General features: G+C 44.4%; 11 protein-coding genes. 3 read left to right on the top strand and 8 right to left on the bottom strand.

What is annotated here, in order from left to right:
* Window positions 1-21: 21 nt before the first annotated feature.
* Genes OIZ54_RS02060 through OIZ54_RS02025 form a run of 8 tightly spaced genes read right to left on the bottom strand, consistent with a single transcriptional unit; the run spans window position 22 to window position 8400 of the window.
* On the bottom strand, window positions 22-678 hold the full coding sequence (locus OIZ54_RS02060) for a 3-oxoacid CoA-transferase subunit B (RefSeq protein ID WP_264389566.1): 657 nt from the start codon (window positions 676-678) through the stop codon (window positions 22-24).
* A gap of 15 nt (window positions 679-693) precedes the next feature.
* A complete protein-coding gene (locus tag OIZ54_RS02055) occupies window positions 694-1392 on the bottom strand; it encodes a CoA transferase subunit A (RefSeq protein ID WP_264389565.1) in 699 nt (232 codons plus the stop codon).
* A gap of 45 nt (window positions 1393-1437) precedes the next feature.
* The gene (locus OIZ54_RS02050; RefSeq protein ID WP_264389563.1) at window positions 1438-2340 is read right to left on the bottom strand and encodes a hydroxymethylglutaryl-CoA lyase; all 903 of its coding nucleotides are present in this window, start codon (window positions 2338-2340) and stop codon (window positions 1438-1440) included.
* Window positions 2340-4331, bottom strand: coding sequence for an acetyl/propionyl/methylcrotonyl-CoA carboxylase subunit alpha (locus tag OIZ54_RS02045; RefSeq protein WP_264389562.1), 1992 nt, complete (start codon window positions 4329-4331; stop codon window positions 2340-2342). Before OIZ54_RS02045 ends, OIZ54_RS02050 begins: the two co-directional genes overlap by 1 nt.
* Before the next feature lie 8 nt (window positions 4332-4339).
* Window positions 4340-5110, bottom strand: a complete 771-nt coding sequence (locus OIZ54_RS02040; protein ID WP_264389561.1) for an enoyl-CoA hydratase/isomerase family protein — start codon at window positions 5108-5110, stop codon at window positions 4340-4342.
* A 13-nt stretch (window positions 5111-5123) separates the two neighbouring features.
* Window positions 5124-6731 carry a carboxyl transferase domain-containing protein gene (locus OIZ54_RS02035; protein ID WP_248530904.1) on the bottom strand — a complete coding sequence of 536 codons (1608 nt, stop codon included), beginning with the start codon at window positions 6729-6731 and terminating at the stop codon, window positions 5124-5126.
* 10 nt (window positions 6732-6741) lie between these two features.
* Window positions 6742-7917, bottom strand: a complete 1176-nt coding sequence (locus OIZ54_RS02030) for an isovaleryl-CoA dehydrogenase (RefSeq protein WP_024034119.1) — start codon at window positions 7915-7917, stop codon at window positions 6742-6744.
* Between the two features lie 48 nt (window positions 7918-7965).
* Window positions 7966-8400, bottom strand: coding sequence for a MerR family transcriptional regulator (locus OIZ54_RS02025; protein ID WP_004587901.1), 435 nt, complete (start codon window positions 8398-8400; stop codon window positions 7966-7968).
* Between the two features lie 330 nt (window positions 8401-8730).
* Here OIZ54_RS02025 and OIZ54_RS02020 point away from each other — a divergent pair, with 330 nt between their 5' ends.
* The 3 genes from OIZ54_RS02020 (at window position 8731) to OIZ54_RS02010 (ending at window position 12805) form a co-directional block, all read left to right on the top strand.
* On the top strand, window positions 8731-9912 hold the full coding sequence (locus tag OIZ54_RS02020) for a thiolase family protein (protein WP_264389558.1): 1182 nt from the start codon (window positions 8731-8733) through the stop codon (window positions 9910-9912).
* Between the two features lie 103 nt (window positions 9913-10015).
* Complete coding sequence (locus tag OIZ54_RS02015; protein WP_264389557.1) at window positions 10016-11506, top strand: CoA-acylating methylmalonate-semialdehyde dehydrogenase; 1491 nt, start codon at window positions 10016-10018, stop codon at window positions 11504-11506.
* A 141-nt stretch (window positions 11507-11647) separates the two neighbouring features.
* Window positions 11648-12805, top strand: coding sequence for an acyl-CoA dehydrogenase family protein (locus OIZ54_RS02010; protein WP_138611235.1), 1158 nt, complete (start codon window positions 11648-11650; stop codon window positions 12803-12805).
* The last annotated feature ends 7 nt before the right edge of the window (window positions 12806-12812 follow it).

Genomic DNA, 12812 nt, shown 5'->3' with positions numbered 1-12812 from the left:
AGGTCGGTACATGGTAAAGCGTTAAAAAACCATTTCTGGTACTTCACCGTCAACAAGTAATTTACCTGCTGTTTTACTAATTATTTCATCAACCGATACGCCCGGAGCGCGCTCGAGTAAATGAAATGCGCCGTCTTTAACTTCAAGTACGGCCAAATCTGTTACTATTTTTTTAACGCAATTAACGCCCGTTAGCGGTAATGTGCACGACTCTAATAATTTAGAATCACCATGCTTACTGGCATGGGTCATAGTAACAATAATATTCTTTGCCCCAGCGACTAAATCCATTGCGCCCCCCATGCCTTTTATCAGCTTTTTGGGGATCATCCACGAGGCAATGTTGCCGCTTTGGTCTACTTCAAATGCACCCAGAACGGTTAAGTCTACATGACCACCCCGTATCATGGCAAAACTATCTGCACTATTAAATATGGCTGCACCTGTGGCAGCTGTCACGGTTTCTTTACCCGCGTTTATCATATCTGCGTCTAGCTCGGCTTTTGATGGGTAGGGACCCATACCTAAAAGCCCATTTTCTGACTGTAACATAACTTCAATACCATCAGGTACATAGTTTGCGACGAGTGTCGGAATTCCTATGCCCAAATTAACGTAAAAGCCGTCTTGTAGTTCCTGTGCAACGCGCATTGCAACTTGTTCACGTGATAATGCCATAACCTATGCTCCTGCTTAATCTCGTGTTGTTACACGTTCAATGCGTTTTTCAAAGTCGCCTTTAATAACGCGATTTACAAAAATGCCTGGGGTATGAATTTGGCTTGGCTCAAGTTCACCGGGCTCTACTATTTCTTCTACTTCGGCAACGGTAATCTTACCTGCTGTTGCGGCCATTGGGTTAAAGTTCATGGCAGTGTGCCTAAATACTAAATTACCGTATCGGTCGGCTTTCCACGCTTTGACAATGGCAAACTCACCGGTGATCGACTCTTCTAAAATATAAGGGCGACCGTCAAACTCTTTTACATTTTTACCCTCTGCAACGGGCGTACCGTAACCTGTAGCGGTATAAAATGCAGGAATACCTGCACCACCAGCACGCATTTTTTCAGCCAAGGTACCTTGCGGGGTAAGCTCTACATCTATTTCACCGCTTAGTAATTGCTGCTCAAATAGGGCGTTTTCGCCCACGTAGGAGGCAATTACTTTTTTAATTTGTTTATCTTTAAGTAAAATTCCTAATCCAAAGTCATCTACACCACAGTTGTTAGAAACCACGGTTAGCTCTTTGGTGTTCATTGCCTTAATTTGTTTAATTAAGCCCTCAGGAATACCGCATAAGCCAAAGCCGCCAGCAATAACGGTATCGCCGTCTTTTAACCCTGCCATTGCAGCTTCGTAACTAGAAACCACTTTATCAAAACCGGCCATGAGACTCTCCTCATTGTATTAACTGCCATTTGGCAAGTTAAGCTATTATTTTTGTGTGTTGCCTAATGCAATTGAAACTTTGCTTACAGGCGTTTTGCCAAGTGCTTGTGTAATTTTCCAACCAGCGCTACTTAACCTTTGTAAATCAATTCCATGCTCTATGCCAAGCCCATTGAGTAAGTAAACCACATCTTCGGTGGCAACATTTCCTGACGCGCCTTTGGCATAAGGGCAGCCGCCAAGGCCTGCAACAGCGGCATCAACCGTTGCTATACCTAAGCTTAACGCTGTGTAAATATTTGTGAGCGCTTGCCCGTAGGTATCATGAAAATGCACTGCCAGTTTTGATTTATCAATATGTTCAAGCAAAAGTGTTAAAAGCTGGGTAACTTTATTTGCAGTGCCAACACCTATGGTATCGCCAAGGCTTATTTCGTAGCAGCCTAAATCTAAAAGCTTTTGCGAAACGCTAAGTACTTTATGGGGGTCTATTTCTCCCTCATAAGGACAACCGAGTACACAACTTACATAACCGCGTACACGTATGTTATTGGCTTTTGCAAATGCCATAACGTCGCTAAAACGCTCAATACTCTCATCAATACTGCAATTTATATTTTTTTGACAGAACGATTCGCTTGCCGCGGTAAATATGGCAAATTCTTTTATGCCAACGGCATGGGCTGCTTGGGCGCCTTTTAAATTGGGTGTAAGCGCACTTAAATTTACATGGAGTAAATTAAGCGCTGTTATCACCTCGGCTGAATCGGCCATTTGTGGCACCCATTTAGGCGATACAAAAGCACCGGCTTCAATATTTTTTAAACCCGCGTCACTAAGTGCATTTATTAATGAAATTTTATCAGCTGCAGTGACTGATTTTTCGTTTTGTAGGCCATCACGCGCGCCTACTTCAACAATTTTAACTTCAGTTGGAAAAGCTGCCATCACGATGCCTCCTGCGCCGTGGTGTCTTCTACAATTGCTAATAAAGCGCCGTGCGAAACTAATTCGCCTTCATCAAAGCAGTAGCTTTGTAAAATACCATCGTGCGGGGCGTTGAGCGTGTATTCCATTTTCATGGCTTCAATAATCACTACGGCATCGCCTTTGGTAATGGTGCTGCCTACATCAACTAAATGCTTAACCACAGTGCCATTAAGTGGCGCCGCAAGGGGCAGGGCGTCACTTTCATGGCTGCTAATGTAATGTTTAGTGTTTAAAGCAAGCTTAATTTGCAGCGCAGCAAACATCACGCTAATACTGTTATCAAAGTGGCAAACATGGGCGGTAAATTTTTCCCCATTAATAAACACATTACATACGTTTTGGTTTACAAAGCCCGCTATATCGAACGACTTATCATTATGCGTTACAACATAACCCGTTTTAGTTTTAACCGCACTAATAGCTAAGTCTGTAAATGGTACATCCAATTTTTGTGGTGCGTTAAGTGTAAAACCACTGAGTTGTTGCCACGGGCTTGCGCTTTGCTGAGTTGTCTTTTTAGCACCAAGCGATTCAAGGTAGGCAAAGGCTGCAATTAGTTGTGCTTTTTCAAGCGCGGCGCTATCAACACTTACCAATGCATCGCCTTGCTCGGCAATAAAGTGGGTGCTTGGCGCACCTTGAGCAAATGTAGGGTGGCTTGCTAAGTTGTGTAAAAAGCCAATGTTAGTGCTAAAACCCGCTAAGTGAAATTGCTCAAGTGCTTGGCGTAAACGCGATAATGCTTGCTCTCGGTTATCATCATGCACAATAAGTTTTGCAATCATAGGGTCGTAATACGGGCTTATTTCATCGCCTTGTGCAATACCTGTATCTATTCTTACAAAATCACTGTTAAGCGGTGTGCTTAACGCTTCTATTGTACCCGAGCAGGGGATAAAGTCGTTACTTGGATCTTCTGCATAAATACGCGCTTCAAAGCTGTGGCCTTGGAGTTGTATGTCTGATTGCGTTAGTGGCAGTGTTTGCCCTGCAGCAACATTAATTTGCCAATTAACTAAATCTACACCAGTTACCATTTCGGTCACTGGGTGCTCTACTTGCAGGCGCGTGTTCATTTCCATGAAAAAGAACTCATTGCCACACAGTAAAAACTCAACCGTACCTGCACCTCTGTAGTTTATTGCAAGGGCACAGCGTACTGCGGCTTCACCCATTTCTTTACGTAGTTCGTCAGACAAACCCGGAGCTGGGGCTTCTTCAATTACTTTTTGATGTCGGCGCTGCAGGGAACAATCACGATCCCCTAAATAAACACAGTTACCGTGGTTATCGGCAAATACCTGTACTTCAACATGGCGAGGCTGGTTAACATAGCGCTCAAGCAGTACTAAATCGTTACCAAAGCCCGCAATTGCTTCACGCTGTGCGCCCTCAAGTGCACTTTTAAAATCTTTGGCTTGCTCAACAACGCGCATGCCTTTACCGCCACCACCAAAGGCCGCTTTAATGAGCACGGGGTAACCAATTTTTTCAGCCTCAGATTGTAAAAAAGCAGGGTCTTGGTTATCACCGTAATACCCTGGCACTAATGGTACATTTGCCGCGGCCATAATTTCTTTGGCGCGGGTTTTAGAGCCCATGGCTTCTATGCTGCTTGCAAGTGGGCCAATAAACGCAATGTTGTTAGCTTCACAGGCGTTAGCAAATTCGCTGTTTTCAGATAAAAAACCGTACCCAGGGTGTATACAGTCGGCACCGCTTGTTTTTGCAACCTGTAAAATTTTATCTGTTACAAGGTATGAGTCTTTACTTGGTGCAGGGCCAATGTGGTAGGCCTCATCAGCCATTTTTACATGTTGTGCGTGTTTGTCGGCGTCAGAGTAAACAGCGACCGTTGTTAGGCCCATTTGCTTTGCACTTCGCATTATACGGCATGCAATTTCACCACGGTTGGCAATGAGTATCTTTTTTAATGTGTGTGTGTTCATAATTAGTCCTACAGTTGCCAAGCGGGAGGGCGTTTATCAAAAAAGGCGCTTAGTCCTTCTTGGCCTTCGTCCGATACCCGAATATTTGCAATACGTTCGGCCGTGAGTTCAATAAGATCATCATTAATAGGCTTATTTGCTACATCGCTAATTAATGATTTAGCGGCTTTTACAGCGACTGGGCCGTTATCGATTAATGTTTGCAGCATGTTATCAAGGGCACAGTTTAAATTACCGGTCACCTGATGAACCAAACCAAGTTGTTTTGCTGTGTGGGCATCAAACACCTCGGCAGTTAAAAAGTAGCGGCGCGCAGCACGCTCACCAATGGCTTTAATTACATACGGGCTAATTACCGCAGGAATAAGCCCTAGCTTTACTTCGCTTAAACAAAACTGCGCATCGTCTTTACTTAGGGCAATATCGCAACATGCAATTAAGCCCAGAGCGCCACCAAATGCAGCGCCTTGTACAGCACATATAGTAGGATGAGGAGAGGCGGCTAGTACCTGCATTAATTTAGCGAGCTGCATAGAGTCGGCAAGGTTATCGGCGTAGTTGTTATCAGCCATTGATTTCATCCAGGCTAAATCTGCACCGGCAGAAAAGTGCTTGCCTTCAGTTTTTAAAACCAAAGCGCGAATATCGAGCGTATTTGCATGCTCTATGCACTGAATTAGCTCGTGTATTACTTCACTATTAAATGCGTTACGTTTTTCAACTCGGCTTAAAACAAGTACAGCCACATTTGATTTTGTTATTTGTAGTGTTACTGACATTTTTGCGCTCCGGTTACATTCTAAATACGCCAAACTTAGAGTCTTGCTGTGGTGCATTTTTAGCTGCACTTAAAGCTAGGCCTAATACGTTGCGGGTATCGGCAGGGTCAATAATGCCGTCGTCCCACAAGCGGGCGCTTGCGTAATACGGATGCCCTTGCTCTTCGTACTGATCAATTATTGGCTTTTTAAAATCGCTAACTTCTTGCTCGCTCATACTATGGCCTTTACGTGCTAAGCCATCTTGCTTAACTTGCGCCATTACACCGGCGGCTTGCTCGCCGCCCATTACCGAAATACGGGCATTGGGCCACATCCACATCATGGTGGGTTCAAATGCGCGACCACACATACCGTAGTTACCAGCGCCGTAAGAGCCACCAATTAGTACCGTAAATTTTGGCACATCGGCACACGAAACCGCCATTACCATTTTAGCGCCGTGCTTTGCTATGCCTTCAGCTTCGTATTTTTTACCCACCATAAAGCCGGTAATATTTTGTAAAAACACTAAAGGAATATTGCGCTGTGCACATAGTTGAATAAAGTGCGCGCCTTTTTGCGCCGACTCACTAAATAAAATGCCGTTATTAGCCACTATGCCTACAGGGTTACCGTAAATACTGGCAAAACCTGTTACCAGCGTTTCACCAAAGTAGCGTTTAAATTCATCAAACGATGAATCATCCACCGTACGGGCAATAACTTCACGCACATCAAACGGCTTTTTAAGGTCGGTGCCTACAATGCCGTAAAGCTCGTTTATATCGTAACGTGGTGGTTTTACATCCTCTAAAAGAGGGGCTGTAGGGCGCGTGTAATTAATACGCTCAATACATTGGCGCGCAATAGACAGCGCATGCTCGTCATTTTCTGCAAAGTGGTCAGCCACCCCCGATGTTTTACAATGTACATCGGCGCCGCCTAATTCTTCAGCGCTGACTACTTCACCAGTCGCTGCTTTTACAAGTGGCGGGCCGGCTAAAAATATAGTGCCTTGCTCTTTTACAATTATGCTTTCATCGGCCATTGCGGGTACGTATGCGCCGCCTGCGGTACATAACCCCATTACCACGGCAATTTGAGGAATGCCTTTACCCGACATACGGGCTTGGTTATAAAAAATACGGCCAAAATGTAATTTATCAGGGAATACATCGTCTTGCTCAGGCAGGTTAGCACCGCCCGAATCAACCAAATAAATACACGGTAAGTGGCAACGCTCGGCTATATCTTGTGCGCGTAAATGCTTTTTAACGGTAAGCGGAAAGTACGTACCGCCTTTTACCGTGGCATCATTTGCAATGATCATGCATTCAATACCTTTAACACGGCCAATACCAGCAACTACACCCGCACAGGCAATTTCTTGTTCGTACACACCAAAGGCTGCAAATTGCGAAATTTCTAAAAACGGTGAGCCTGCATCTAATAAAGTGCTAATACGGTCGCGTACAAATAGCTTACCTCGGCCTTCGTGGCGCTCTTTTAACGCAGCGCCGCCGCCTAAGCTAATGGTGGCTACTTTACTATGTAAATCATCAACCAAAGCTGCCATGTTTTTGTGATTTTGCACAAAAGTAGGATCGTGAGGATTAACGCTCGATTTTAATATCGTCATAATTTAATCCTTAACGGCTTTCGGTAAAGAGTTCGCGGCCAATAAGCATGCGGCGTATTTCTGATGTACCAGCACCAATTTCGTATAGTTTGGCATCACGCAGTAAGCGCCCTGTGGCGTATTCGTTTATGTAGCCGTTACCCCCTAAAATTTGAATGGCATCAAGCGCCATTTTAGTGGCAAGCTCAGCTGCATATAAAATGGCGCCGGCGGCATCTTTACGGGTGGTTTCGCCGCGGTCACACGCTTTTGCAACGGTATAAACGTATGAGCGCGCTGCGTTCATTTGTGTATACATGTCGGCTACTTTGCCTTGAATTAACTGAAATTGGCCAATAGGGGTGTCGAACTGTTTACGTTCATGAATGTACGGTACAACAATATCCATACAGGCTTGCATTATGCCAAGGGGGCCTGCAGCAAGTACTACACGTTCGTAATCTAGGCCGCTCATTAGTACCTTAACGCCTTCGTTTAGGTTACCTAAAATGTTTTCTTCGGGTACTTCGCAGTTTTCAAACACCAGTTCACACGTGTTTGAGCCACGCATACCAAGCTTGTCTAGCTTTTGCGCGGTAGAAAAACCAGGGAAGTCTTTTTCAACAATAAATGCGGTAATGCCTTTAGCGCCGGCTTCTAAATCTGTTTTTGCATAAATAACAAATGTGTGTGCATCGGGGCCGTTGGTGATCCACATTTTATTGCCATTTAAAATGTACTTATCGCCTTTTTTTTCAGCTTTAAGTTTCATTGATACCACGTCAGAGCCTGCATTTGGTTCGCTCATGGCAAGGGCACCAATGTGTTCGCCGCTAATAAGCTTTGGTAAGTATTTTTCTTTTTGTGCTTGGTTACCGTTACGGTTAATTTGATTTACACACAAGTTTGAATGCGCACCATAGCTTAATCCAATTGATGCACTCGCACGGCTAATTTCTTCCATGGCTATTACATGCTCTAAGTAACCTAAGCCTGCACCGCCAAAATCTTCAGATACGGTCATGCCTAGTACACCCATTTCGCCCATTTGCGGCCAAAGCTGATTAGGAAACGCGTTGTCCATATCGGTTTGTTCAGCCAGTGGCGCAATTTCTTGGCTTGCAAAGCTATTTACGTGGTCGCGGATCATATCGGCGGTTTCGCCAAGGCCAAAGTTCATCTCTTTATAAAGTGAAATAGTGCTCATGATTCATTCCTGTGTGTGTTGTCAGTGTGTTTTTATTATTAAAATAGGCTACTCGTCTATTTTATTAAGTGTGTCTCTGCAGCGGCGCTCCGCTGTCACTAATTCCATAAGCACAACTTTTATGTCGTCCATTTGCTGAGAAAGGTCGGCTTTTTTCTCTGCTATTAAATCGAGCATAGTCACCAGCTGTTTAGCGCTTGATTTATCAGCGTCGTACAGTTCAAACAAACGGCCTGTTTCAGCCAATGTAAAGCCTAAGCGTTTGCCTCGCAGTATTAGTTTTAAGCGAACTTTGTCGCGTTTTGAATAAATACGGGTTTGGCCATTGCGCTCTGGGCTTACTAAACCTTGGTCTTCGTAAAAACGAATAGAGCGGGTGGTAATATCAAACTCTTTAGCTAAATCGCTAATACTAAAGGTTTGATCGTTACTGCTTGGCGCTTTTGCAGAACTTGCAAAGTTTGTTTGGTTATCTGGTTTCATAGTTGTGTTTACCTCATTCGAATAACTCCAATATAAGTGAAGTTTACGTAAAGGTAAAGCTTGGTGTGGTATGAAACTATTTATAAAGGAGTGTTGATGTGAAATGTTAAATTATATCATTAATATTCAATAGTTTATTTTTATTGATTGTTCACTTCGCCGTTACTGGAAAATAATGCTTACACTTTTAAAACTAAAAATTAAACGCTTTTTAGTTGACGTTAGCGTAAACGTTAGTATTGTGTAAGGGTGTTAAACAATAAATGAATACTAAATTAATAGAGCAAATATTCTAACAACTATTTGCATATAAATACAACGGAGTTAATTATGACTTTAGAATCAGTGGTAATTGTAGCAGCAAAGCGTACGCCAATGGGCGGGTTTATGGGCGCATTGACCGATGCACAATCTACCGAGCTAGGCGCAACCGCCATTGCAAGTGCGCTTGCACAAACTGGTTTAGCAAATGATGCAATAGATGAAGTAATTATGGGCTGTGTATTGCCAGCGGGCCTTGGCCAAGCGCCAGCACGCCAAGCAATGTTAAAAGCAGGCCTTGCTCTGGGCACGGGTGCTACCACCATTAATAAAGTATGTGGCTCTGGTTTAAAAGCCGCCATGCTAGGACACGACTTAATTAAAGCGGGCTCAATTAGCAGCGCAATTGCTGGCGGCATGGAAAGCATGAGTAATGCACCGTATTTTATACCTAAAGCACGTGGCGGTATGCGTATGGGCCACGGCGAAATTAAAGATCATATGATGAGCGATGGCCTAGAAGATGCTTACGATAACAAAGCAATGGGCTGTTTTGCACAAGATACTGCCGATGAGTACGGCATTGGCCGTGAGCAAATGGATGAGTTTGCACTTAGCTCGTTAAGTAAAGCCAATGCGGCAATCGAAAACGGCAGCTTTGAAAACGAAATTGCGCCGCACACCATAAAAACCCGCAAGGGCGATGTAACCGTATCGGTTGATGAGCAACCCGGTAATGCCCGCCCAGAAAAAATACCAAGCCTGCGTGCTGCCTTTAAAAAAGACGGCACCATCACTGCGGCTAATTCATCGTCAATTTCTGATGGTGGCGCAGCGCTTATATTATTGAGCGAATCAAAAGCAAAAGAGCAAGGCTTAACACCGCTTTGTAAAATTGTAGCGCACAGCACGCACTCTCAAAAACCAAGCGAATTTACAGTAGCACCTGTGGGCGCAATGAACAGCGTGCTTGAAAAAGCAGGTTGGACAACTGCTGATGTTGACCTGTGGGAAGTTAACGAAGCCTTTGCAATGGTTACCATGCTTGCTATTAACGAATTGAAACTTGATGAGAGCAAAGTAAACGTAAACGGTGGGGCGTGTGCACTTGGCCACCCAATTGGTGCCAGCGGCGCGAGAATTTTAGTCACGCTTATTCACGCGCTTAAAAACCGTGGCCTTAAAAAAGGAATTGCGTCTTTATGTATTGGCGGCGGCGAAGCTGTAGCCATGGCTGTAGAGGCTTACTAACAAAACAGTTAATTAACTAACAGCAACTAAAATGCACCGTACTGATACTAATAACAAAACGGTGCCATTTTTTAAAAGAACACACTAACAACAGGATTTACCCATGCACCAAGTTCCACTACTTATAAATGGCGAATTTGTTCAGTCGGCTTCAAACGAGCTTATTGATGTAATTAACCCAGCAAACCAAGAAGTACTTGCGCAAGTGCCATGCACTACCGACTCAGAAATGGATGCAGCGATTGCCTCGGCCTCAGAAACATTTAAAACATGGAAAGATGTGCCCATTACCGAGCGTGCCCGCATTATGATGAAATACGCGGCGCTGTTAAAAGAGCACCACGATGAGCTTGCAACCATTATTTGCCACGAACTAGGTAAAACGTTTGAAGATGCAAAAGGCGATGTATGGCGCGGTATTGAAGTAGTAGAACAAGCAGCTAACGCACCATCACTAATGATGGGCGAAACAATGGAAAACGTTGCCCGTAAAATCGATACCTATTCTTACATGCAGCCCCTTGGCGTATGTGCAGGCATTACGCCGTTTAACTTTCCGGCGATGATCCCTCTTTGGATGTTTCCGCTGGCTATTGTATGTGGTAACACCTTTATTTTAAAACCCTCTGAGCAAGACCCGCTCACTCCAATGCGTTTAGCTGAGCTATTTATTGAAGCCGGCGCACCAAAAGGCGTATTACAAGTGGTTCATGGTACAAAACCACAAGTAGACCGCCTACTAGAAGATAAAGCAGTGCGTGCAATTTCGTTTGTGGGCTCGTGTGGTGTAGGTGCGTATATTTATTCTAAAGGCACACAAAACCTTAAGCGAGTACAAGCGTGTGTGGGTGCTAAAAATCACATGGTTATTATGCCAGATGCGAGTAAATCGCACGTGGTAAATAACCTAGTTGGCGCATCGGTTGGTGCAGCAGGCCAGCGTTGTATGGGTATTTCGGTGGCTGTGTTTGTAGGCCCAGCAAGTGAGTGGGTAGATGAAATAAAAGCAGGCTTTGAAGCCGTACGCCCAGGCGTGTGGGATGACAAAGACGCAGCCTACGGCCCACAAACATCAAAAGCAGCAAAAGAGCGTATTTTATCGCTTATAGCAAGCGGTAAAGAGCAAGGCGCCACCTGTTTAATTGATGGCTCAAACTACACAGTAGAGGGCTTTGAGCAAGGTAACTGGGTTGGCCCAACATTATTTACCGACGTTACAAAAGAAATGGACTTATACAAAGAAGAAATCTTTGGCCCTGTGCTTGCCTGTATGTTTGTAGATACGCTTGATGAGGCAATTGCCCTTATTAACGAAAGCCCGTACGGCAACGGTACCTCGTTATTTACCTCAAGTGGCGCTGCGGCTCGTAAATTTCAAAATGAAATTGAAGTAGGCCAAGTGGGTATTAATGTGCCTATTCCGGTGCCGCTGCCGTTTTTCTCGTTTACGGGATGGAAAGGCTCGTTTTACGGCGATACACACACTTATGGTAAGCAAGGTATACGTTTTTACACAGAAACTAAAACCATTACTTCACGTTGGTTTGAAGACGACATCGCTTCAGGTCCAAACATGAGCATTAATTTAAAATAAACACACTCAAAAATAATAATAAAGAAGGGCGCAAAGGCTAAATCCGCTGACAAGCAACTAGAACACACACATCAGCCTTTGCCGCTCTTCACTCATTTACCCTAATGGGACACACTAACAACACAATTAAAGAGGTCTACCATGGACTTTAACTTATCAGAAGATCAACAAGCCTTTGCAGAAACTGCACGCCAATTTGCAGAATCAGAACTTGCTCCACATGCAGCAAAGTGGGATCGCGAGCATATTTTTCCTAAAGATACGATTAAAGCGGCGGGCGAGCTTGGTTTTTGCGGTTTATACACGCCAGAGGAAGCCGGCGGCCTTGGTTTATCACGCTTAGATTCAAGCATTATATTTGAGCAGCTTGCGATGGGCTGTACAGCTACAACGGCCATGCTAACTATTCATAATATGGCCACGTGGATGGTAGCAAGTTTTGGTACAGATGCAGTTAAAGATGCATACGTAGAGCAACTAGTAATGGGCGAGCTACTTGCCTCTTATTGTTTAACAGAGCCAGGGGCGGGCTCAGATGCAGCATCACTAAAAACAAAAGCTGTGCTTGAAGGTGATGAGTACGTTATTAACGGCTCAAAAATGTTTATATCGGGTGCGGGTGAAACTGAAGTTTTAGTGGTTATGGCGCGTACCGGTGGCGAAGGTGCTGCGGGTATTTCGGCATTTGTAGTCCCTGCCGACGCACAAGGCGTTGAATACGGTAAAGCAGAAGAAAAAATGGGTTGGAACGCACAACCAACACGCTTAATTAGTTTTGAAGATGTGCGTATTCCGGCGCATAACTTATTAGGTAAAGAGGGCGAAGGCTTTAAATTTGCCATGCAAGGCCTAGATGGCGGGCGTATTAATATTGCCACGTGCTCAATTGGTACAGCACAAGCTGCGCTAAACACGGCAAAAGAGTACTTAAAAGAGCGCACTCAATTTGGTAAACCCTTGGCTGCGTTTCAGGCTTTGCAGTTTAAAATTGCAGATATGAACACTGAGCTTGTAGCTGCGCGCCAAATGGTAAGGCTGGCGGCATTTAAACTTGATACCGGCGATAGTGAAAAAACTACCTACTGCGCCATGGCTAAACGTTTTGCCACCGATGTTGGCTTTAACGTGTGTAACGAGGCACTGCAAGTACATGGTGGTTACGGTTACATAAAAGAATACCCGCTTGAGCGCCATGTACGTGATGTACGCGTTCATCAAATTTTAGAAGGCACTAACGAAATTATGCGTGTAATTATAGCGCGCCGTATTTTAGCCGAGTCTGCAAGCGACGTTTTATAAGGAGCAA

This window comes from Pseudoalteromonas sp. A3 (assembly GCF_025942345.1).
GTDB lineage: Bacteria > Pseudomonadota > Gammaproteobacteria > Enterobacterales > Alteromonadaceae > Pseudoalteromonas > Pseudoalteromonas atlantica.
This window is presented reverse-complemented; position numbering and strand designations above follow the sequence as displayed.

Bases quoted from the DNA above. Each gene is read 5' to 3' on its own strand.
- OIZ54_RS02060 (WP_264389566.1), bottom strand. From the start codon at position 678: ATGGCATTATCACGTGAACAAGTTGCAATGCGCGTTGCACAGGAACTA.
- OIZ54_RS02055 (WP_264389565.1), bottom strand. From the start codon at position 1,392: ATGGCCGGTTTTGATAAAGTGGTTTCTAGTTACGAAGCTGCAATGGCA.
- OIZ54_RS02050 (WP_264389563.1), bottom strand. From the start codon at position 2,340: ATGGCAGCTTTTCCAACTGAAGTTAAAATTGTTGAAGTAGGCGCGCGT.
- OIZ54_RS02045 (WP_264389562.1), bottom strand. From the start codon at position 4,331: ATGAACACACACACATTAAAAAAGATACTCATTGCCAACCGTGGTGAA.
- OIZ54_RS02040 (WP_264389561.1), bottom strand. From the start codon at position 5,110: ATGTCAGTAACACTACAAATAACAAAATCAAATGTGGCTGTACTTGTT.
- OIZ54_RS02035 (WP_248530904.1), bottom strand. From the start codon at position 6,731: ATGACGATATTAAAATCGAGCGTTAATCCTCACGATCCTACTTTTGTG.
- OIZ54_RS02030 (WP_024034119.1), bottom strand. From the start codon at position 7,917: ATGAGCACTATTTCACTTTATAAAGAGATGAACTTTGGCCTTGGCGAA.
- OIZ54_RS02025 (WP_004587901.1), bottom strand. From the start codon at position 8,400: ATGAAACCAGATAACCAAACAAACTTTGCAAGTTCTGCAAAAGCGCCA.
- OIZ54_RS02020 (WP_264389558.1), top strand. From the start codon at position 8,731: ATGACTTTAGAATCAGTGGTAATTGTAGCAGCAAAGCGTACGCCAATG.
- OIZ54_RS02015 (WP_264389557.1), top strand. From the start codon at position 10,016: ATGCACCAAGTTCCACTACTTATAAATGGCGAATTTGTTCAGTCGGCT.
- OIZ54_RS02010 (WP_138611235.1), top strand. From the start codon at position 11,648: ATGGACTTTAACTTATCAGAAGATCAACAAGCCTTTGCAGAAACTGCA.